The organism is Micromonospora sp. URMC 103, from assembly GCF_051386435.1.
In the GTDB taxonomy this organism is placed as follows: Bacteria; Actinomycetota; Actinomycetes; order Mycobacteriales; family Micromonosporaceae; genus Micromonospora.
In genome coordinates, this window is sequence record NZ_JBPQTR010000003.1 from 355,863 (window position 1) to 377,171 (window position 21,309).

At 72.5% G+C, this 21,309-nt stretch carries 18 protein-coding genes and 1 tRNA gene; 8 read left to right on the forward strand and 11 right to left on the reverse strand.

Annotated features, from left to right (window positions below; all coding sequences use genetic code 11):
* Positions 1–123: 123 nt before the first annotated feature.
* Both ACSNOA_RS02070 and ACSNOA_RS02075 read right to left on the reverse strand, forming a co-directional pair.
* Positions 124–1,125 carry a hemolysin family protein gene (locus tag ACSNOA_RS02070; RefSeq protein ID WP_436655623.1) on the reverse strand — a complete coding sequence of 334 codons (1,002 nt, stop codon included), beginning with the start codon at positions 1,123–1,125 and terminating at the stop codon, positions 124–126.
* The gene (locus ACSNOA_RS02075; RefSeq protein WP_436656189.1) at positions 1,118–2,431 is read right to left on the reverse strand and encodes a hemolysin family protein; all 1,314 of its coding nucleotides are present in this window, start codon (positions 2,429–2,431) and stop codon (positions 1,118–1,120) included. The genes ACSNOA_RS02070 and ACSNOA_RS02075 overlap by 8 nt, the downstream gene beginning before the upstream one ends.
* A gap of 140 nt (positions 2,432–2,571) precedes the next feature.
* On the opposite strand from ACSNOA_RS02075, the gene ACSNOA_RS02080 reads away from it, so the two are divergent.
* Complete coding sequence (locus ACSNOA_RS02080; RefSeq protein ID WP_436655624.1) at positions 2,572–3,252, forward strand: GOLPH3/VPS74 family protein; 681 nt, start codon at positions 2,572–2,574, stop codon at positions 3,250–3,252.
* A gap of 98 nt (positions 3,253–3,350) precedes the next feature.
* Here the strand turns inward: ACSNOA_RS02080 and ACSNOA_RS02085 are convergent, their stop codons facing one another.
* Positions 3,351–5,549: a (Fe-S)-binding protein gene (locus ACSNOA_RS02085; RefSeq protein ID WP_436655625.1), complete on the reverse strand. Its 2,199-nt coding sequence runs from the start codon at positions 5,547–5,549 to the stop codon at positions 3,351–3,353.
* A gap of 312 nt (positions 5,550–5,861) precedes the next feature.
* A complete protein-coding gene (locus tag ACSNOA_RS02090; RefSeq protein ID WP_120783551.1) occupies positions 5,862–6,125 on the reverse strand; it encodes a cell division protein CrgA in 264 nt (87 codons plus the stop codon).
* A 233-nt stretch (positions 6,126–6,358) separates the two neighbouring features.
* Between ACSNOA_RS02090 and ACSNOA_RS02095 the strand changes: the two genes are divergently transcribed.
* Genes ACSNOA_RS02095 through ACSNOA_RS02110 form a run of 4 tightly spaced genes read left to right on the forward strand, consistent with a single transcriptional unit; the run spans position 6,359 to position 9,786 of the window.
* The gene (locus ACSNOA_RS02095) at positions 6,359–7,168 is read left to right on the forward strand and encodes a DUF881 domain-containing protein (protein ID WP_436655627.1); all 810 of its coding nucleotides are present in this window, start codon (positions 6,359–6,361) and stop codon (positions 7,166–7,168) included.
* On the forward strand, positions 7,161–8,843 hold the full coding sequence (locus ACSNOA_RS02100; RefSeq protein WP_436655629.1) for a class E sortase: 1,683 nt from the start codon (positions 7,161–7,163) through the stop codon (positions 8,841–8,843). Before ACSNOA_RS02095 ends, ACSNOA_RS02100 begins: the two co-directional genes overlap by 8 nt.
* Before the next feature lie 6 nt (positions 8,844–8,849).
* Complete coding sequence (locus ACSNOA_RS02105) at positions 8,850–9,131, forward strand: hypothetical protein (RefSeq protein WP_436655631.1); 282 nt, start codon at positions 8,850–8,852, stop codon at positions 9,129–9,131.
* A gap of 4 nt (positions 9,132–9,135) precedes the next feature.
* A complete protein-coding gene (locus tag ACSNOA_RS02110) occupies positions 9,136–9,786 on the forward strand; it encodes an aminodeoxychorismate/anthranilate synthase component II (protein WP_436655633.1) in 651 nt (216 codons plus the stop codon).
* Between the two features lie 150 nt (positions 9,787–9,936).
* Here ACSNOA_RS02110 and pknB read toward each other — a convergent pair whose 3' ends face one another.
* The 7 genes from pknB to ACSNOA_RS02145 are packed head-to-tail and all read right to left on the reverse strand — an operon-like array spanning position 9,937 to position 18,986.
* Positions 9,937–11,748, reverse strand: coding sequence for a Stk1 family PASTA domain-containing Ser/Thr kinase (gene pknB / locus ACSNOA_RS02115; RefSeq protein WP_436655635.1), 1,812 nt, complete (start codon positions 11,746–11,748; stop codon positions 9,937–9,939).
* Positions 11,745–13,193 (reverse strand): protein kinase domain-containing protein, encoded by a 1,449-nt coding sequence (locus ACSNOA_RS02120; RefSeq protein ID WP_436655637.1) that lies wholly within the window; start codon positions 13,191–13,193, stop codon positions 11,745–11,747. Before ACSNOA_RS02120 ends, pknB begins: the two co-directional genes overlap by 4 nt.
* A 1-nt stretch (position 13,194) precedes the next feature.
* On the reverse strand, positions 13,195–14,700 hold the full coding sequence (locus tag ACSNOA_RS02125; protein WP_436655639.1) for a peptidoglycan D,D-transpeptidase FtsI family protein: 1,506 nt from the start codon (positions 14,698–14,700) through the stop codon (positions 13,195–13,197).
* Positions 14,697–16,190 carry an FtsW/RodA/SpoVE family cell cycle protein gene (locus tag ACSNOA_RS02130; RefSeq protein ID WP_436655641.1) on the reverse strand — a complete coding sequence of 498 codons (1,494 nt, stop codon included), beginning with the start codon at positions 16,188–16,190 and terminating at the stop codon, positions 14,697–14,699. Before ACSNOA_RS02130 ends, ACSNOA_RS02125 begins: the two co-directional genes overlap by 4 nt.
* Before the next feature lie 28 nt (positions 16,191–16,218).
* Positions 16,219–17,706, reverse strand: coding sequence for a protein phosphatase 2C domain-containing protein (locus tag ACSNOA_RS02135; RefSeq protein ID WP_436655643.1), 1,488 nt, complete (start codon positions 17,704–17,706; stop codon positions 16,219–16,221).
* Positions 17,703–18,188: an FHA domain-containing protein FhaB/FipA gene (locus ACSNOA_RS02140; protein WP_436655645.1), complete on the reverse strand. Its 486-nt coding sequence runs from the start codon at positions 18,186–18,188 to the stop codon at positions 17,703–17,705. The genes ACSNOA_RS02135 and ACSNOA_RS02140 overlap by 4 nt, the downstream gene beginning before the upstream one ends.
* 6 nt (positions 18,189–18,194) lie before the next feature.
* On the reverse strand, positions 18,195–18,986 hold the full coding sequence (locus tag ACSNOA_RS02145) for an FhaA domain-containing protein (RefSeq protein WP_436655647.1): 792 nt from the start codon (positions 18,984–18,986) through the stop codon (positions 18,195–18,197).
* Between the two features lie 207 nt (positions 18,987–19,193).
* Between ACSNOA_RS02145 and ACSNOA_RS02150 the strand changes: the two genes are divergently transcribed.
* The 3 genes from ACSNOA_RS02150 to ACSNOA_RS02160 all read left to right on the forward strand — a co-directional run bounded on the left by ACSNOA_RS02150 (position 19,194) and on the right by ACSNOA_RS02160 (position 21,260).
* A tRNA-Leu gene (locus tag ACSNOA_RS02150) sits at positions 19,194–19,279 on the forward strand.
* A gap of 65 nt (positions 19,280–19,344) precedes the next feature.
* Positions 19,345–20,460, forward strand: coding sequence for an NAD-dependent epimerase/dehydratase family protein (locus ACSNOA_RS02155; protein ID WP_436655649.1), 1,116 nt, complete (start codon positions 19,345–19,347; stop codon positions 20,458–20,460).
* On the forward strand, positions 20,457–21,260 hold the full coding sequence (locus tag ACSNOA_RS02160; protein ID WP_436655651.1) for a WecB/TagA/CpsF family glycosyltransferase: 804 nt from the start codon (positions 20,457–20,459) through the stop codon (positions 21,258–21,260). The genes ACSNOA_RS02155 and ACSNOA_RS02160 overlap by 4 nt, the downstream gene beginning before the upstream one ends.
* The last annotated feature ends 49 nt before the right edge of the window (positions 21,261–21,309 follow it).

Consider the following 21,309-nt stretch of genomic DNA (forward strand, 5'->3'; position numbering starts at 1 on the left):
GGCGAGGGCAGACGACCCACAGCGGTCGGTGCCCCACGATAGGGAAGCGCCGGAGCGGAATCAAGGCGAGGCCGCGCACCGTCACGCTGACGCAACCGCTTGCGTACCAACGGTGTTCGCCACTCAGCCGACGATGGCCATCAATACGTCGTCGAGCGTCACGACGCCCAGGGGTCGCCGGCCGTCGCTCACGAGCACCATGTGCCGCCGCTCGCGGCGCATCGCGAGCAGCAGGTCGGCCAGCGTACGCTCCGGCGGCACCACCGCCAGCGTCCGGTAGACCGCGGGCGGCACCGGTGCCCGCCGGTCCGGACCGGCGTACCCGAGCACGTCCTTCACGTGCACGAAGCCCAGCACCCGCCGTGTGGCCCGCTGCACCACCGGAAACCGGGACCGGCCCGTCCGGGTGGCCAGCACCTCCAGCGACGCCGGTGAGACGTCCTCGGCCACGGTGACGACGGTCGACCACGGTTGCAGGGCGTCCGCCGCCGTACGCCGGTGCAGCGCGAGCGCGCCCGTGATCCGCGCGTGCTCCTCGGCGTCGAGCAACCCCTCCGTCCGCGCCTGGGAGACCAGGCCGGCCAGTTCCTCGGCCGTGAAGACGGTTTTGACCGCCTCGGTCGCCTCGATGCGCCAGAACCGCAGCACGTGGCGTGCCGCCCACTTCATGGCCAGCAGGAGCGGCTTGGTGGCCAGGCAGAACGCCAGCATGGCCGGCCCCAGCCAGAGCGCGGACGGCTCCGGGCCGGCGATGGTGATGTTCTTCGGCACCATCTCGCCGACCACGGTGTGCAGGAACACCACCACGCCGAGCGCCAGCACGAACGCCACCGGATGCACGGCCCGCTCCGGCAGCCCGACCGCGTGGAACGGCACCTCCAGCAGGTGTGCCAGCGCCGGCTCGGCGATCGCGCCCAGCCCGAGCGAGCAGACCGTGATGCCGAGCTGCGCCCCCGCGATCATCAACGGGATCTGGTTCATCGCCGACAGCGCCCACCGGGCCCGCTTCGACCCGGCGGCGAGGGGTTCGAGCACCGTACGGCGTGACGCGATCAGCGCGAACTCGCTGCCCACGAAGAACGCGTTGCCGAGCAGCAGCAGCACGGTCAGCCCCAGCTCAGCCATCGACGTCCGGCTCCTCCGGGCGGACGACGCGCACCTGCTCGATCCGGTGCCGGTCGACCTCCACCACCGTGAACTCCCAGCGGCCCGCCTCGACGGTCTCGCCGACCACCGGGATGTGCCCCAACCGGGCCATCAGGAAGCCGCCGAGCGTCTCGTACGGGCCCTCCGGGAGCCGGAACCCGGTCCGCTCGGCCAGCTCGTCGGCGCGCAGCACCCCGTCGACGAGGACCGTCCGCTCGCCGCCCGGCACGGTCAGCTCGACCGGGCCGGCGTCCACCACGGCGGCCGGGTCGAACTCGTCGGCGATCTCCCCGACCAGCTCCTCCACGAGGTCCTCGACGGTGACGAGGCCGTCGGTGCCGCCGTACTCGTCGACCACGATGGCCAGGTCGGCGCCCGCGGCACGGAGCGCGGCGAGCACACCGTCGAGGTCGAGGCTCTCCGGCACGTACACCGGCTCGCGGGCCACCCCGCCGACCGTGGTGGCCGCCCGCCGGTCGGGCGGTACGCCCAGCGCGTCCCGCACACCGGCCACTCCGGTCACCAGGTCGAGCGTCTCCTCGTACACCGGAAAGCGCGTCCGACCGGTGTCCCGCGACAGGGTCAGCAGCTCGGCCACGCTCGCGGACGCCCGCAGCGCCACCACGTCGACCCGCGGGGTCATGGCCTCCGCGGCCCGCTTGTCGCCGAACCGGATCGTCCGGCGGAGCAGCATCGCGGTGTCCGGCGGCAGCGCCCCGGCCCGGGCCGAGATGGCGGCCAGCAGTCCCAGCTCCTCCGGCGAGCGCGCGCTCGCCAACTCCTCCTGCGGCTCGACCCCGAGCGCCCGGACCAGCCGGTTGGCCGACCCGTTGAGGGCCCGGATGAGCCAGCCGAACGTACGCGCGAAGCCGCGCATCGGCCCGGCCGTGGCGAGCGCGGACGGCATCGGCCGGGCCAGTGCGAGGTTCTTCGGCACCAGCTCGCCGAAGAGCATCGAGATCAGGGTGGCCAGCGCCAGGGCGAGCAGCGGGGTGAACCGGTCGGTCGCGTCGTCGGCCAGCGGACGCAGCAGCGGAGCGAAGATCCGCGCGAGCGCCGGCTCGGCGAGGTAGCCGGTGAGCAGCGCGGTGATGGTGATCCCGAGCTGCGCACCGGAGAGCTGGAACGAGAGTTCGCGCAGCGCCCGCCGGACCCCGGCCGCGGCGGTGTCGCCGCCGTCGGCCCGCCGGTCGATCTCGGCCCGGTCCACGGTGACCAGCGCGAACTCCGCCGCCACGAAGAACGCGTTGCCCGCGGTCAACGCCGCGAAGCCGGCCAGCGGCAGCAGCGTGGCGAATAGCAGACCGTCGATGATGGCCTCACCTCGGCGCGATTGTTCCACGGGGGAACCACCGGCACGAGCCCGCCGCGGCCGGCCCGTTCGTGCGCCTCCGGTCGGTGGTCGGGCGGAGTTACCGTCGGCTCATGGCGGATCTCACCCTCGCACACGAGCTGGCCCTGCTCGGGCACGACGACGCGGGCCTCAACCGGCTCGGCGCTCCGCACCTCGGCTACGGGCTGGCCGGCGCGCTCCTGCTGGAGCTCACGCTCGCCGGCCGGTTGACGGTCACCGACGGTCGGGTCACCGTGACCGGCGCCGAGCCGCTCGGCGAACCGCTGCTGGACGACGCGCTGGCCCGCATCGCGTCCGACGGGAAGCGCCGCAAGCCGAAGGACTGGGTCGGCCGGCTCGCCAAGGGCCTTCCGGAGCAGGTGCTGGACGGGCTGGTCGACGCCGGCGTGCTGCGCCGCGAGTCCGACCGGGTGCTCTGGGTCTTCCCGCGTACCCGCTACCCCTCTCCGACCGGCGCCGAGCCGGCAGTGGAGGCGGACGCCCGCCGGCGGATGCTCGCCGCCATGGCGGCGCAGGGCCCGGTGGAGCCGCGGACGGCCGCCCTCATCAGCCTGACCCGCGCTGTCGGCCTCGACCGCAAGCTGTTCCGTGACCTGCCGAAGGAGCAGGTCAAGCGACGACTAGCAGAGATCGGCGAGGGCAGCTGGGCGTCGGACGCCACGCGCCGGGCGATCATGGAGACGCAGGCGGCGGTGATGGCGGCCACCAGTGCCGCCACCACGGCAGCCGTCATCAGCACGACAGGCTCCTGACCCACCCGACGTCGACGGCGGTGGCACCGGGGGTGCCACCGCCGTCGGCGGTGCTCCTGGCGGGCGTACGCGCGCCGCTTCCGGCCGCGCCGGCGGGGTCAGCCGGCGACCGGCTCGGCCTCCTTGTCGCCCCGGGTCTGCTCGGGCTTCACGGACCGGAGCAGCACGCTCGCCACGTCGATGACCTCGACCTGCTCGCCCGCGCCCTTGCCGTTCACCCCGTCGCTGAGCATCGTCGAGCAGAACGGGCAGCCGACCGCGACCGTCTTCGCGCCGGTCGCCATGGCCTCCTCGACCCGCTCGACGTTGATCCGCTTGCCGATCTTCTCCTCCATCCACATCCGGGCGCCGCCGGCCCCGCAGCAGAAGGAGCGTTCGCTGTTGCGCGGCATCTCCGTCAGCTCACCGGCGATGGCGGTGCCCAGCACCTCGCGCGGCGGGGCGAAGACCCGGTTGTGCCGGCCGAGGTAGCACGGGTCGTGGTAGGTGACGCCGCCGTCGACCGGCTGCACCGGGGTGAGTCGGCCGGTGGCCACCAGGTGCGCCAGCAACTGGGTGTGGTGCACGACCTCGAACTCGCCGCCGAGCTGCCCGTACTCGTTGCCGAGCGTGTTGAAGCAGTGCGGGCAGGTGGCCACGATCTTGCGCTTGCTCTTCTCCCGACCCTCGAACGCCTCGTTCAGGGTCTCCACGTTCTGCTGGGCGAGCATCTGGAAGACGAACTCGTTGCCGATCCGGCGGGCCGGGTCACCCGAGCAGGTCTCGCCCTCGCCGAGGATGGCGAACGACACGCCGGCCTCGTTGAGCAGCGTGGCGACCGCGCGGGTGGTCTTCTTCGCCCGGTCCTCGAACGCGCCGGCGCAGCCGACCCAGAACAGGTACTCGAAGTCGTCCACCTCACCGACGCGGGGCACCTCGAAGTCGAGACCCTTGGTCCAGTCCTCGCGGGTGTTCTGCGGGGCGCCCCACGGGTTGCCCTTGTTCTCCAGGTTGCGGAGCATCACGCCGGCCTCCGAGGGGAAGCTCGACTCGATCAGCACCTGGTAGCGCCGCATGTCGACGATGTGGTCGACGTGCTCGATGTCCACCGGGCACTGCTCGACGCAGGCGCCGCAGGTGGTGCAGGACCAGAGCACGTCCGGGTCGATGACCCCGCCCTCCTCGGCCGTGCCGACCAGCGGCTTGTCGGCCTCGGCCAGTGCGAGCACGTCGACGTGGGCGAGCTGGGCCTCGGTGGCCTTCTCCTCGCCGGTGAGGTCCTTGCCGCCGCCGGCCAGGAGATAGGGCGCCTTGGCGTACGCGTGGTCGCGGAGGCTCAGCACGAGCAGCTTCGGCGACAGCGGCTTGCCGGTGTTCCAGGCGGGGCACTGCGACTGGCAGCGACCGCACTCGGTGCAGGTGCTGAAGTCGAGCAGGCCCTTCCAGGTGAACTGCTCCACCTGCGCCACGCCGAACTGGTCCTTCTCCGGGTCGGCCTCCTCGAAGTCCAGCGGCTTTCCGTTGCTGGTCATGGGCCGCAGCGCGCCGAGGCCGGAGCCGGCGGGCTTGGCCGGCTCCCGCTTGAAGAAGATGTTGGGGAAGGCCAGGAAGCGGTGCCAGGCCACGCCCATCGTGACGTTCAGCGAGATCACGATGAGCCAGGTCATCGAGATGACGATCTTGATGAGCGCGGCGACGGTGGCCCCGTCCTGCCACTCCGGCAGGACGGCGCCGACCGCGTGGCTGAGCGGGGTGGCCCAGACCGGGTGCGCGAAGTGGTCGGTGGCGACCTTGAAGCCCCGGATCACGAAGCCGAAGATCAGAACCAGGAGCACGACCCACTCGACGAAGTAGCCCTGCCACATCGTCGAGCCGGTGAACCGGGATCGACCGCCCGGCCGCGTGGGTCGGTTGCGGAGCCGGATGGCCATCAGCACGAGGATGCCGACCAGGCCCAGGATGCCGATCCACTCGGTGGCGAGCCCGAAGAGCGTCCAGTCCCCGATGATCGGCAGACCACCGGTCGGCGTGACCACCTCGAAGTACGCCTCGAGCACCAGCAGCGACAGCACGATGAAGCCGACCATCACGAACCAGTGCGCGGCACCCACCACGCTCCACTTCAGCATGCGGGTGTGGCCGGCGGTCTCCACCAGCATCTTCTTCGTGCGGGCGCCCTTGTCGCCGAACCTCTCCGGCGCCGGTTGCCCGAGCCGGATGACGGCCGTCATCTTCAGGACCGCGCGTACCGCAAGCCACACCGCCACGGCGGTGATGGCGGCCGCGAGGATCGTGGTCACGATCTGGACGCTGCCCATCGAGTTGGCCTCCCGGTCTGCTGCCTGTCGAGCGGCTCGGCGGCCGGGGCCGGCGTCAGGGCGCCATCGGCGAGCCGCCGTCGTCGCACCCTCGACCGGGCCGGTCGATGACCTCGCTCCGCTCGGTCATGCAGTGCAGCCTACGCGCAAGGTTACCCAGCAGTAACGTGAGTCATCTCGCACCCGGGCCGCGCCGCCCTGCGCACACCATAGGGGCCCCCGCCCGGAACTGCCGGGCAGGGGCCGCGTCGAGTGACGTGGATCGGTCTCGCGGGCCCGGGCCGGTGGCCCCGCCCGCGCGAAGGGGCGGGGTCAGCGCCAGCGGGAGAGCAGGATCAGGGAGGCGACCATCGCGCCGAAGCCCACGGCGAGGTTCCAGTAACCCCACGACATGACCGGGTACGCCTGCTCGGACAGGTAGTAGACCACCAGCCAGGCGATACCGACGACGATGAGCGCCACCGCCGTGATCGGCAGCCAGACCGGGCTAGGCTTGCGCGTCGCCGCCGTCGCCGTCGGGCGCACGTCCGTCGGCGGGGTGTACACCTTCTTCTTGCGGACCTGAGACTTGGGCACGACGCTCTCCAGAGGGGGTTATTACGACCTCGTCCGGCCTGACAACCGGGCGCGGGGGCGACGGTCCATGGCCAATAATGTTCGACAGCTAGCGTAGTCCGGAAGGCTCGCCCAATCCATGAATGGGGCCAGGCCGGTGCGCGGAGTGACCGGAAAGTGTGCAGTGTTCCAGGTCACGACGACGCCGCTCGGGCCACCGGGGGCCGACGCGGCACGACGGAAAGGGACGCTCGGTGGAGTACACAACCGGCGCGGCCTCCTGGCAGAAGGTGCTGCGGCGCGCCGTGGCCGGGCTGCTGCCACGGCGACCGCGGCAACGGCGACCTGGCTGGTCGGTCGGTGTGCCGCTGATCGCCGCCGCGGCCGGGCTGCTCTTCACCACCACGGCGACGACGGCGGGCGGCACCGCCCTGCGCGAGGACCGGCGCCCGCAGCTCAACCAGCTGATCGAGGAACGCCGGCAGCAGGTGGCCGCCAGCGAGCAGCGGGCCGCGTCCCTCCGGCAGGAGGTCGAGGAGCGGACGGACGCCCTCGCCGAGCAGGACGGCCCGATCAAGGCCCAGCAGGACCGCGCCGCCGGCACGCGGGAGGCCGCCGGCTTCACGGCGCTCACCGGCAGCGGCGTGACCGTCGAGCTGAACGACGCGCCCCGCCGCAGCGACCAGCGTCTGCCCGAAGGGGTGAGCAACGACGACCTGGTGGTCCACCAGCAGGATGTCCAGGCGGTGGTGAACGCTCTCTGGGCCGGCGGCGCGGAGGCCATGTCCATCATGAACGTCCGCGTGCTCGCCACGAGCGCGGTACGCTGCGTCGGTAACACCCTGCTGCTGCACGGCCGGGTGTACTCCCCACCATTCAAGATCGTAGCGATCGGCGACCCGGCTGCCCTGCAGAAGGCCCTCGCCGACTCCCAGGGAGTCCGGTTGTTCAAGGACGCGGTCGACCATTACCAGCTCGGTTACCAGGAGAACGTCTCGACGGTGACCGTGCCGGCGTTCGAGGATTCGACCGCCCTGCGCTCGGCGAAGGTGCTCCGTGACTGACGAGGAGCGGCCCGACGGCCGGCACCGGGGCTCCGGCGACGACCAGACCGCGCACCTGCCGAAGATCGACCGCGTCGAGTCGCCTCCGCACCGCCCCCGGGGCGCCTGGCCCGACCCGGTGCTGCCGCCGCGCGTGCCGGCGGACCGCCAGCCCGCGCCCGAGCCGCCCGTCGGGCCGGATCCGCTGCCCCGCCGGGGCACGCCGCCCACCGGCCGGGCGGCCGACACCTCGGGTGACGCCTCCGGCTGGTCGACCCCCGAGCGGCCGGCGGCCCGTCCGGGCCCGACCGACGCCCCGCCACCGTGGCCCGGCGCCACCACCGCCCGTCCCGCCGCCAGCGAGCCGCCCGCCTGGTCGGCTCCTCCGGCCGAGCGCGCCGTGCGACCGGCGACGGCGGCCGAGGGCGCGCCCCGGCCCGCGGACACGCCGGCCCGGTCGGACGCCTTCGGCGACCGCCGCCATCCCACCGAGGTCCCCGTGCGGCCGCCCGCGCCGGGGGCCCTCCCGACCCGTGCCGCCGCCGCGGACTCCGGCCGGCCGGGCGTTTCACCCCGGGCCGCGTCGCCCGAGCAGCGGACGGCCGCCGCCGGCCCGTCGCCCGAGCAGCCCACGACCGGCGCCGCGCCCGGGCGCCCGCGGTCCGTCGAGACCGAGGGCCCGACCGCGTTCCTCCCGCCGGTCGCGTCCCGCGCGGAGCGGACGCCGGCCGCGTCGGCCTCCGGCCAGCCGGGCGGGTCCGTCCCGCCGTCCGCCGACCCCGGCGCGACGGCGCTGATCCCGAAGATCCCGACCGGCGGGCAGCCACCCCGGCACCCGGCGCTCGACTCCACGGCGCTGATGGGTGCCGTACCGCTGACGCCGGAGACCGGCGACCCGGCCGAGTCCTCGCCCGGCGAGCCACCGCGACCGCGGCGGGGTGAGCGGGTCGTCCAGCTCCGCCCCGAGCAGACCGGCGAGGGTTACAAGAGCGTCTACTCCGAGCTGACCCGGCCGTCGCTCGCCTCCCGCATCCGGTCCGGCCTGCGCGTGAGCGGCGAGGTGCTGATCACCTTCGGCCTCGTCGTGCTGCTCTTCGCCGGCTACGAGGTGTGGGGCAAGTCCGCGATCGTCGACGCCCACCAGAACGACCTCAGCCAGCAGCTCGCGCAGGCGTGGGGGCCCACGGGCGACCCCACCGTCTCGGCCGCCCCCACCCCCTCGGCCAAGCCGTCGCCGCCGGTGCACGGCAAGCCCATCGCGGGTCTCTACATCCCGAAGCTCGCGAAGAACTGGGTCGTGGTCGAGGGCGTCACCCAGGCCGACATCCGGTACGCGCCCGGGCACTACCCGAAGAGCGCGCTGCCCGGCCAGGTCGGCAACTTCGCCGTGGCCGGGCACCGCAACCGCGCCACCTTCTGGCGGCTCGACGAGCTCCACGACGGCGACGCGATCGTGGTCGAGAGCAAGACCGACTGGTACGTCTACAAGGTCTCCCAGACCCGGATCGTGCGGCCCACCCAGGTCGAGGTGGTGGCCCCGGTGCCGGGCAAGCCGGGCGAGAAGCCGAGCCGGCGCATGCTCACCCTGACCACGTGCAACCCGAAGTTCGACAACTACCAGCGGCTGATCATCCACGCCGAGCTGGACCGGACGCAGCCGAAGTCCGAGGGTCGCCCGGCGGAGCTGGGAGGCTGACCGGCGATGTACTCGTGGATCTGGCGCAAGCTCCCGTTCGGGATCGTTGGCAAGCTGACCGGGTCGGTGCTGCTGCTCGCCGCCACCGTGGCCCTGCTCTGGTACGTCGTCTTCCCGTGGGCCGAGCCGCTGCTCCCCTTCGACGACGTGCAGGTGACCCAGGACGCCGACGTGACCGGCGACCCGGCGGGCGACGTGGTGCCCGGCGACGCCCCGCCGGGCGACGAGCACGACCTGCCGTACGACACGGACCGGAACAACACCCCGCCGCCCTCTCCGAGCCGGTGAGCCGATGCGCGTCCTGGTGATCGACAACTACGACTCGTTCGTGTTCAACCTCGTGCAGTACCTGGGCCAGCTCGGTGTGGAGTGCGACGTCCGGCGCAACGACGAGATCGACGTCGCCGAGGTGGGCAGCGTGGGCGCCGGCGGCGTCCTGCTCTCACCCGGGCCGGGCAGCCCCGACCGGGCGGGCATTTGCCTCGAGGTGATCCGGCGTTACGCCGGTGAGCTGCCGATCTTCGGTGTGTGCCTGGGTCACCAGGCGATCGGCGAGGCCTTCGGCGCCACCGTGGCCCGAGCCCCGGAACTCCTGCACGGCAAGACCTCGGAGGTCCGGCACCACTCGGCCGGCGTCCTCGCCGGCCTGCCCGACCCGTTCACCGCGACCCGCTACCACTCGCTCGCCGTGGTGCCGGAGACGCTGCCCGACGAGCTGGAGGTCACGGGCTGGACCGGGTCGGGCGTGGTGATGGCGATGCGCCACCGCAGCCTGCCCATCGAGGGCGTGCAGTTCCACCCCGAGTCGGTGCTCACCGAGGGCGGTCACCTCATGCTCGCCAACTGGCTCGCGGGATGCGGTTACCCCGAGGCGCTGGACCGCGCCCCGGCCCTGGCCGCCGAGGTCGACGCCCGCCGCCGAGCAGCCTTCGCCGCCGCCTGATCCCCCGGTCTCTCCCGCCTGCGGGCCCTGCTCGTAAGGGCGGCGGCTCGATCATGAAGTTATTGCGCCGACACGCCGGTGTGGCGGGCAATAACTTCATGATCAACGCGTCGGTGCGGCGCGGGCGTCGCGCTCGTGCGGGCGGGCGCCTCAGTTCTTCCAGGGGTGCGCGGACGGCGGCGGGAACACCGGAAGGCCGCCACCGGTGCCCGGCGTGGTGGGCGTCGCCGTCGGCGTGGGCGACGACGGCGTGCTGCTCGGCGGCGTCTCCGGCTCGGACACGGAGACGACGATCTTCACCGTGCTGCCTCGCGCCTTCTTGTTGCCGCCCCGCGGGTTCTGCGCGAGGACCTTGCCCGCCTCCTCGGGCGGAACCTCGTCACCGAGGTCCACGTCCACGTCGAAGCCGGCGTTCTCCAGCGTCCGCGTGGCTTCCTCCCGGCTCAGGCCCACCACGTTCGGGACCTCGCGGACGTTGCCCCTGGAGACCGTCAGGGTCACCTTGGTGCCCTCGGGCACCCGCTGACCCTCGCCCGGCGAGACGTCGAGGACGATGTCCTCGCTCTCCTCGTTGTCGATCTCCTTGATCGAGACCACGAACTTGTCCTCTTCGAGCCGGGCCCTCGCGCTCTCGACCTTGCTGCCCTTGAGCCCGGTCGGGATGGTGGCCTCAGGCTTGCCGCCGCAGACCTGGACCGTCACGGTCTGGTCGCGCTCCAACCGCGCGCCGGGCGCCGGGTCCTGACCGGCCACCGTGTCCTTCTTACAGGTGGCGTTGAAGATCGGCTCGCCGGTCTGGGGAGCCAGCCCCGCCTTCTGGATCTCCTGGAACGCCTGCGCCCGGGTCAGGCCGGTCACCGTGGGCACCGGGACCTGCTTCTCGTCGTCCTGGTTCCACTGGAGCGCGGCGGCCAGGGCGATGACGGCGAGCACGCCGACCGCCGCGAACGTGGCGATCAACCAGGACGACGCGCGGCGGCGGCGGGGATCGCCGACCCGGGCCGGGATCTGGCCGGTCGGCGGGGCGGCACCGCCCCCACCGGCGTACCCCGGCGCGGCGGCCGGCGCCATCGGCATCGTCTCCTGCTCGCGCATCACCGGCGTGGCCAGCACGGGGCGGCCGGCGGCGGCGCGGAGCAGGTCGGCCCGCATCTCGGCGGCGCTCTGGTAGCGGTTGAGCGGGTTCTTCGACAGGGCCTTGAGCACGATGGCGTCGACCGCCGGCGACACCTCGGGGTTGATGTCGCTCGGCGTGGGCGGCGCCTCCCGTACGTGCTGGTAGGCGACACTCACCGGGCTGTCGCCCACGAACGGCGGGTGGCCGCAGAGCAGTTCGAAGAGGACGCAGCCGGCCGCGTAGACGTCGGAGCGGGCGTCGACCGCCTCGCCCCGCGCCTGCTCCGGCGAGAGGTACTGCGCGGTGCCGATCACCGCGCTGGTCTGCGTCATGGTGGTGGCGCCGCTGGCCAGGGCCCGGGCGATGCCGAAGTCCATGACCTTGACCTGGCCGGTCTGGGTGAGCATGACGTTGCCGGGCTTGATGTCCCGGTGGATGATGCCGTGCCGGTGGCTGAACTCCAGCGCGGCACACACGTCGGCGCAGATCTCCAGCGCCCGGCGGGGCTGGAGCCGCCCCTCGGCGCCGAGCACCTCCTTGAGGGTCCGCCCGTTGACGAACTCCATGACGATGAACGGCAGCGTCTCGCCGGTCGGCGCGGTCTCCTCGCCGGTGTCGTAGACGGCCACGATCGCCGGGTGGTTCAGCGACGCGGCGTTCTGCGCCTCCCGGCGGAACCGCATCTGGAAGGTGGCGTCCCGGGCCAGGTCCGTGCGGAGCATCTTGATGGCGACGTCCCGACCGAGTCGGAGGTCGCGACCGCGGTGCACCTCGGCCATGCCGCCGTAGCCGAGCAGCTCGCCGACCTGGTACCTGCCACCCAGCAGGCGGGCCTGCGCTGTCATCGCGTCTGTCGTCCTTCGCTCGTCGTCGTCTCGTCGCTCGCGGGCCGGAGCCGCTCGCTGCGACGGTACGGCGTCACGGTCAGATCGTCGCGCCCGTCGGCGGGTAGCGCGCCGGACGTCACGGTCGGCGGCGTGAGCACGCCGGGTTCGCCGGCCTGCGCGCCCTTCCGCAGCTTGTAGGAAATCACGCCGGAGCAGAGCAGGACCAGTACGGCCAGGAGGACGGCCACGAACACCATCCCCGGTCGGGAGCGACCCGTGGTGGGCGGCGGCAGCGCGGGGCCGGGCTGCCGGGCGTACGCCGGTGCGGAGTCCTGGCGGGCCGGGGCCGGCGGCACCGACGCGGCGCCGCGCGGATAGCTGGCCTGGGCCACTGGGGGCCGGGGCTGCGCCACGGCGGCCGGGGCCACCACGGTCGGTCGCGGGGGCTGGGCCGGCGCCGCCACGCCGGGGCGGGGCGCGGTGGCGGCCGCCCGTGCCGGCGGTGTGCCGGTCGGCGGCCGGTGCGGCACGGCCGGCGGGCGTGCCTGCTGCGGAGGGGGCACCTGGGCGCGCCCGGGCGCGGGCGCCGGCGAGGCGGGCGCCCCGGAGATCGGGCGGGACTGCGTGTTCGCCCGTGCCTGCTGGGACAGCGCCGCCTTCGCCTGGCGGGCCACCCCGGCCAGCGCGGCGGCGCTCGGCCAGCGGGCCGCCGGGTCCTTGGACATGGCCCGCTCGACGATCGCCCGGACCTGCGGCGGGATGTCGGCCGGCAGCGACCGGGGTGAGTCCTGGACGTGCTTCATGGCGATCTCGAGCGGGTTGTCCCCCTCGAACGGGCGCCGGCCCGCGAGGCACTGGTACGCGACCACGCCGAGCGCGTAGACGTCGGAGGCGGGTGACGCCACCTGGCCCATCGCCTGCTCGGGCGAGATGTACGACGCCGTGCCGAGCACCGAGCCGGCCGCCGTGAGCTGCCCCACGAGGTCGGAGCGGGCGATGCCGAAGTCGGTGAGCACGAGCGTGCCGTTGGGCCGGACGAGCAGGTTGCCCGGCTTCACGTCGCGGTGCACGATGCCCTTCGCGTGGGCGGCGTGCAGCGCGTCGGCGGCCTGCGCGACGAGGGCCATCGTGCGGGCCGGGGTGAGCCGGCCGACCCGGCTGAGCGTCGCCGAGAGCGGGTCGCCCTCGACGTACTCCATCACGAGGAAGGCGATCTGCTGGTCGCTGCCGAAGTCGTAGACGTCCACCACCCCGGGGTGGTTGATGGTCGCCATGGTCCGGGCCTCGCCGCGGAACCGCTCGGCGAAGCCCGGCTCGTCGAGCAGTGCGGGGAGCAGGCTCTTCACGGCGACCGTCCGGCCGAGCACCTGGTCGGTGCCGCGCCAGACGTCGCCCATGCCACCGCTCGCGATGCGCTCGTCGAGGCGGTAGCGGTTGCCGAGCTGGACCCCGGGGCTGAGCATGTCACCGGCCCCCGGGGTCGGTGACGGCCGCCCGCATGATCTGACCGGCGATCCGGGCGGCCTCGGCGCTGCCGCCGGGACCGGCCTGCTCCAGCTCCACGCAGACCGCGGAGACCGGCGTGCCGTCTTTGTCGAGGGCGAAGCCGATGAACCAGCCGTGGTCGGGCCGGTCCGGCGCCGACTGGGCGGTGCCGGTCTTGCCGCCGACCGTGTAGCCGTTGAACTTCGCCTTCCCGCCGGTGCCGTTCTCGACCACGCTGACCATCATGTCCCGCAGGTCGTTGGCGACCTGTCCGCTGATCGGCCGGCGCAGCTCGCGCGGCTTGGCGGCGTCGTAGACGGTGGTCCGGTCCGGCCCGAGGAGCTGCTTGACCAGGTACGGCCGCATCTGGCTGCCGCCGTTGGCCACCGAGGCGGCGATCAGCGCGCCCTGCAGCGGGGTCATCCGGACGTTGTTCTGGCCGATGGAGGACTGGGCGAGCGCAGCCGGGTCGGTGGTGCCATCCGGGTTCAGCATGTCGCCGGTCCGGCTGGCCGCCGTGCGCAGCCCGTCCTCGCCGAGCTGGCCGACGGTCAGGTCGTCCTGCTCGAAGCCGAACTGCCGGGCCTTCTCCTTCAGCACGTCGGCCCCGAGCCGCACGCCGAGCTGCGCGAAACCGGTGTTGCACGACTCGGTGACCGCGTCCATGAGGGTGACCTGCGACTCCGGGCAGATCGACGCCGCCGCGTTGCGGATCGGGGAGCCCGAGGTCGGTGGCGTGTAGCTGGAGCCAGCCTTGATGAGCGTGTCCTTCGTGACCCCGTTCTCCAGCGCCGCGGCAGCCACCACGATCTTGAAGGTGGAGCCGGGTGGCAGGGTCTCCGAGAGCGCCCGGTTCTTGAGTGGGCCGTCCGGATTCTGCTCCAACTGGTTGTACGCCGCGGCCGCCTTGTCGATGTCGTGGCTCGCCAGCGGGTTCGGGTCGAAACTGGGCATGGAGACGAGCGCCTGGACCGCACCGGTACGCGGGTCGATGGCGATCGCGGCGCCCCGCTTCACACCCAGCTCGTTGTTCCGCAGCTGGTTGTACGCGACGTCCTGGGCCTTCTTCGAGAGGGTGAGCAGGACGTTGCCGCCGCCGGTCTGGTCGCCGGTGAACATGTCCTTGATCCGGTCACCGATCAGCTGGTCGCTGGTGCCGGCCAGGAAGTCGTTCTCGATCCGCTCGATGCCGGTGTCCGCCAGGTTGACGGGCTTGTAGCCGAGCACGTGCGCGTACTCCGCCCCGCCGGGGTAGGTGCGCAGGAACTTCAGCTTGCCGTCGGTCTCCTTGCTGGTGGCGAGCGCCGTGCCGCCGGCCTCGATGTTGCCGCGCTTGCGCTCGTACTCGGCCACCTGGACCCGGCCGTTGTAGTCGCTGTTGCGGTACTCGTCGGCCTTGTAGGCCTGGATCCAGTTCAGGTTCGCGAAGAGGAGCCCGAAGAGGATCATGACGACGACGCCGACCCGCCGCAGGGGTGCGTTCATGGCCTGATCACCTCCGTGGGGGCACCGTGCAGCTGCTCGGGCGGGCCGGCCGACGGCCGCGCCGCCTTGCCCCCGCCGCCGGTCACCGGCCGCCGCGCGCCGTCGGAGACCCGAAGCAGCACGGCGATGAGCAGCCAGTTGGCCATCAGCGACGAGCCACCGGCGGAGAGGAACGGCGTGGTCTGGCCGGTGAGCGGGATCAGCTTGCTGATGCCGCCGACGATCACGAAGACCTGGAGCCCGAGGGTGAAGGCGAGGCCGCCGGCCAGCAGCTTGCCGAACGAGTCCCGCACGGCGAGCGCGGCGCGCAGGCCGCGCTCCACGACCAGCAGGTAGACGACCAGCAGGGCGGAGAGCCCGAAGAGGCCGATCTCCTCGCCGATGCCCGCGAAGATGAAGTCGTTCTGCACCTCGGGGATCTCGAGCGGCTGGCCGCCACCGGGGCCGGCGCCGAACAGACCACCGGTGCCGAGCCCGAGCAGGCCCTGGACCAGCTGGTAGCCCTTGTTGTACGGATCGCCGAACGGGTCCAGCCAGATCTGCGCCCGCAGGTAGAAGTTGGCGAACGGGCCGCCGACCATCTCGCCGAGGAAGTACGCGAGGTAGGCGCCGCCGAAGAAGAGGATCAGACCGATCAGCAGCCAGCTGACCCGTTCCGTGGCGATGTACAGCGTCACCACGAACATGCCGAAGTACAGCAGCGAGGTGCCCAGGTCCTTCTCGAAGATGAGCACCAGGAGGCTGATCAGCCAGACCACGACGACCGGCCCGAGGTCCCGACCGCGGGGGAAGTCGATGCCGAGGAAGCGCCGACTCGCCAGCGACAGCACCTCGCGCTTGCGGACCAGGTAGTAGGCGAAGAAGACCAGCAGGGCCAGCTTGGCGAACTCACCGGGCTGGATCGAGAAGGTCGGCGTGAACTTGATCCACAGCTTGGCGCCGTTGATCTCGGAGAACCGGGCGGGCAGCACCGCCGGGATCATCACGAGCACGATGCCGGCCAGGCCCAGGGTGTAGGCGTACCGGGAGACGGACCGGTGGTCACGCATCAGCACGAGCAGCCCCGCGGCGAGGATCCCCGAGATCAGCGTCCAGGCCAGCTGGCGGCCACCCTGGCCGGCGAAGATGGCCAGGTGCTCCCGGTCGGCCGGGAGGGCCTTCGCGAGGTCGATCCGACGCAGGAAACCGACACCCAGGCCGTTGAGCAGGGCCACCGCCGGCAGCAGGGCCGGGTCGGCGAACGGTGCCAGGAACCGGATCACCAGGTGCAGGCCGAGGAAGACGGCGCCCAGCGCGGCGGCGGGAAGCCAGAAGTCCGGGGTCACCGTGTCGAGCACGTTCGCCTCGACGGTCGCACCGTAGGCCGCCACCAGCACCATGGCCAGCACCAGCAGGGACAGCTCGGCGTTGCGCCGGGACCGGGCCAGGCGTACGCCGGGCTGCTCGCCCGTGGTGGCGGGCGAGGCTGCCGGTGTGGCCGCTGCGGTCACGGAAGGATCCTCGGGGTCGGGCCGACGCTCACTCGGGCGACCGGCAGGTGGCCGGGTCGAGCACCGGCGGGGCCGAGTCGGAGGGCGGGGCGTCGGGCGTGCCGGTCGGCTCGGTGCCGGCCGGACTGCTGGTGGGACTGCCGTTCACGCTGGCGCTGGCGGTCGCGCTGGGCGCGCGGCTGCCGGCGGTCGGCGCGCCGACCGCCGCGGTGCCGGACGGAACGGGCGAGGTCGCGACGGCCGTCGGCGACGGCGTCGGCGAGCCGGACGGCACGAGCGGGTTCGCCGGGCAGATCGGCTTGAGGTTCGGGTTGGTCGGGGTGTCGCTGGTCAGCTCGGCCAGCCGGCGCTCGGCGTCGGGCTCGCTCTTCGCGGGAATGCCCTGCTTGACCTGCTCCTGGGCGGCCAGGGTCAGGTCGTTGAGCTCGGCGGGGCTGGTCGAGTGGACCGTCGACAGGTCGAGGCCGGCGATCTGACCCTGTATCCCCCGGAACACGGCCACCTGGCCGTCCTCGGTGGCGCCCACGTAGTACTGCCGCTGGGTGTAGCTCCACCCGGCGAAGAGCCCGCCGCCGAGGATCACGAGCAGGGCCACCGCCATGGCGGCGGCCCGTACCGGCCGGTGCCGGCCCCGTTCCGGTTCGTCGTCGTCGCAGGCGGCGGGCTCCTCCGGCGCGGCGGACCGGGGCGCGGAGAGCGCCGAGGCCCGGGCGGCCGGGGTGGAGTTGTCGGCCGAGGTCGCCATGCCGCGGTCCCGGGCCGCCGCGCCGCCCACGATCGGCGTCGCCTCGACGATGTCCTGGTCGGTGGCGTCCGCGATGATCACGGTGATGTTGTCGGGGCCGCCGCCACGGAGCGCGAGCTGGACCAGGCGCTCGACGCACTGCTGCGGGTCGGCGTACTCCCGCATGGTCTCGCCGATGGTGTCCGCGCTGACCACCCCGGAGAGCCCGTCGCTGCAGATCAGGTAGCGGTCGCCCGGCAGCACCTGACGGACCGAGTACTCCGGGTCGATGTCCCGCCCGTCGAGCGCACGGGTCAACAGCGACCGCTGCGGGTGGCTGCTCGCCTCCTCGGCGCTGATCCGGCCCTCGTCGACGAGCATCTGGACGTACGTGTCGTCCTTGGTGATCTGCGCGAACTCACCGTTGCGCAGAAGGTAGGCCCGCGAGTCACCGATGTGCACCATGCCGAGCTTGCTGCCGGAGAAGAGGGTCGCCGTCAGCGTGGTGCCCATCCCCTCCAGCTGCGGGTTGGCGTCCACAGTCTCGCGGAGCTGCTGGTTGGCGGTGCCCACGGCCGAACGCAACGCGTCGACGAGGGCGTCACCCGGGACGTCCTCGTCGAGGGGCGCCATGGCACCGATGACGATGTTGCTGGCGACGTCACCGGCGGCCATGCCGCCCATGCCGTCGGCGACGGCGAGAAGCCGCGGCCCGGCGTAGACGGAGTCCTGGTTACCGTCTCGGATCAGACCGCGGTCGCTGTGGGCCGCATAGCGCAGGGTCAGAGTCATGGCCGTAATTCGAGGGAAGTGCGGCCGATCCGGATCGGCACGCCGAGGGGGACGGGGGTTGGTCCGGTGACCTTAGCGCGATCCAGATAGGTGCCGTTAGTCGAACCGAGGTCCTCGACGAACCACTGCCCGTCGCGCGGCACGAGCCGGGCGTGTCGCGCCGAGGCGTAGTCGTCCGTGATCACGAGGGTGGAGTCCTCCGCACGACCGATCGTGATCTGCGCGTCACCCAGCGTGATCCGCGTGCCGGCCAGCTGACCGGCCGTCACCACCAGCTGGTGCGCGGCCCGGCCCCGCTTCACCTTGGCCGGTCGGGCCGCCTGCCCCGTCGAGGCGCCGACCGTGCGAGGCGCGGCCACCAGCCGGCCCGAGCGGGCACCCGCGAAGAGGTCCCGGCGGATGACGCCGACCACCGTGAACACGAAGATCCACAGCAGGATCAGGAACCCGAACCGGGCGACGGTGATGACGAGTTCCGGCAAGGCTGATCAGCCGTCCACGCGGAAGGTCAGGGTCGTGGTGCCGAGCTGGATCATGTCGCCGGGGTTGAGCGCGACGGCGGAGACCCGCTGGCCGTTGACCATGGTGCCGTTGGTCGAGCCGAGGTCGGTCAGCACGACCTGACCGCCGTCGAAGTCGAGCCGGGCGTGGCGCCGGGAGATCCCGACGTCCGGCAGGCGCAGGTTGGCCTGGTCTCCGCGGCCGATGACCGTCGAGCCCATCTGCAGCGGGTAGGTGCGCCCGTCGCCGGAGACCAGCCGGACGTTGCGGGTGCCGCCGCCGTGCCCGGGCGGGGGGCCGTAGCCGCCGCCCTGGTCGTACGACGGGTAACCGGGCGGGCCGGCGTCGTAGCCGGGCGCCGGGGCCGGGGCGACGTCGCCACCGGTGTAGACCTCCGCGGTGACCCGGAACATCCCGGTGTCCAGCCCTTCACCGCGCTCGATCTCGACGATCACGTCGCCGTAGACAGTCCACGCCTGCTCGCCGATGAACTCCGCCTGCGACTGCGCCAGCTCCTGGGCGAGCGCGGCGGCGTACGGCGCCAGCCGACTGTGGTCGTACGGCGAGAGATCGATCACGTAGCGGTTGGGCACCAACGTGCGCCCACCGGCCAGGATCGCCTTGTGCGCCTCGGCCTCCCGCTGCATGGCGTTGAGGATCTCCACGGGGTGGACCACCCCTTTGAAGACCTTGGCAAAGGCCCCCTCGACCAGGCCTTCCAGACGCTTCTCGAAGCGTTGCAGCACGCTCACCGGCTCCTCCTCGGGTCCCGAGGACATGATGGTATCCGGCCGGCGCGCGCGCAGCTCACACGCCGCTCGGCCGCCTGCTCCCGGCCCGTTCGGACCGGCCCCTCTCATCGTGCTACTCTTTCGTCCGCCACGAACGGTAACCGCTCGTGGCGATGACCGGGACAGCGTAATATGTGCCGGGCCCCGCCGGAGACGGCGAGGTCGGTGCGGATTACAGTGATCCGGTCGTGCCACGGGGAAGTGGCGGAATGGCAGACGCGCACGGTTCAGGTCCGTGTGCCCGAAAGGGCGTGGGGGTTCAACTCCCCCCTTCCCCACCACAGGACGAGGGCTCCGCACACAGCGGGGCCCTCGCGGCGTATCGGGGCGTGCCGGGCGTCACGCTATGCTCCGATGGTTTCTGCCTCCGATGGACCAGGAGTGGCGTGTGACTGTCGCGTTGGTGACCGGATCGGGCGGTCTGATCGGCTCGGAGGCGGTGCGGCACTTCGCCGGCCTCGGGCTGGACGTGGTCGGCATCGACAACGACATGCGGCAGACATTCTTCGGCACGGAGGCGTCGACCGCCTGGAACGTGCGGCGGCTGACCGACGAGCTGGGCGCCGCGTACACGCACCACGGCATCGACATCCGCGACCGGGACGCCCTGGCCGCGGTGTTCCGGCGGTACGGGTCCGACATCGCCGTGGTCATCCACACGGCGGCCCAGCCGTCGCACGACTGGGCGGTCCGCGACCCGTTCACCGACTTCGACGTCAACGCCGGCGGCACGCTGAACGTCCTCCAGAACGTCCGCGACCACTGCATCGAGGCGCCGGTCGTCCACTGCTCGACCAACAAGGTCTACGGCGACCGGCCGAACAGCCTGCCCTTCGTGGAGCTGGAGACCCGCTGGGAGATCCAGCCCGGGCACCCGTACGAGCAGGGCGTCCGCGAGGACATGTCGATCGACTCCTCGCTGCACTCGATCTTCGGGGCCTCCAAGGTCGCCGCGGACGTCATGGTCCAGGAGTACGGCCGTTACTTCGGCATGCGTACGGCGTGCTTCCGGGGCGGCACGCTGACCGGTCCGGCGCACTCCGCCACCGAGCTGCACGGCTTCCTCGGGTACGTGATGCGGGCCAACATGGAGCGCCGCACGTACCGCATCTACGGCTACCAGGGCAAGCAGGTGCGGGACGCGATCCACAGCTCGGACGTGGTGGCCGCGTTCGAGGCGTTCTTCCGCAACCCGCGCCCCGCCGCGGTCTACAACCTGGGCGGCGGCCGGCACTCCAACACCTCGATGCGGGAGGCCTTCGCCGAGGCCGAGCGCATCACCGGTCAGGAGATGATCTCGGAGTACGTCGAGCAGAACCGGGTCGGCGACCACAGGTGGTGGATCGGCTCGAACGAGGCGTTCCAGGCGGACTACCCCGAGTGGAAGCAGGTCTACGACGTACCGATGATCATGCGCGAGATCTACGAGGCCAACGCGGACAAGTGGGTACCGTCGGCATGATCCACGGCAAGCGCAACGTGCTCGGCGTCCTCGTGGACGCCACCGACTACGCCACGGCGACGGAACAGGTTGTCGCCGCCGCCCGGGAGCGCCGGCCGCTCGCGCTGACCGCGCTGGCCGTGCACGGGGTGATGACCGGCGTGCTCGACCCGGCGCACAACGCCCGGCTCAACTCCTTCGACGTGGTCACCCCGGACGGGCAGCCCGTCCGCTGGGCGCTCAACCTGCTGCACCACGCCGGTCTCACCGACCGGGTCTACGGCCCCACGCTGACCCTGCACGTGCTCTCGCGGTTCGCCGAGGAGGGCCTGCCGGTCTACCTGTACGGCTCCACCGACGAGACCCTCTCCCGGCTGATCCCGGCGCTGGAACGGATGTTCCCCGCGCTGAAGATTGCCGGGGTGGAGCCGTCGAAGTTCCGGGCCGCGCAGCCGGGCGAGGACCAGGAGATCGCCGACCGGATTCGGGCCAGCGGCGCGCGGCTCGTGCTCGTCGGGCTCGGCTGCCCCCGCCAGGAGGTCTTCACGTACGCCATGCGGCCGCTGCTCGACATGCCGCTCATGGCGGTCGGGGCGGCCTTCGACTACCACGCCGGTCTGCTGCGCAAGCCACCGCCGTGGATGCAGCGGGCCGGCCTCGAGTGGTTCTGGCGGCTGGGCCTGGAGCCGAAGCGGCTCTGGCGCCGGTACGTGATCCTCAACCCGGCGTACCTCTCGCGGCTGCTGGCGCAGAAGGTCGGCCTGTGGAAGGCGAGGCCGCCGGCGCCCGCCACCGAGCGGCCCGCCGGCTTCGCGGTCTGACCCGACCGCCGTCGCCCACCCGACGCGTCCCGGACACGGTGCGGGGCCC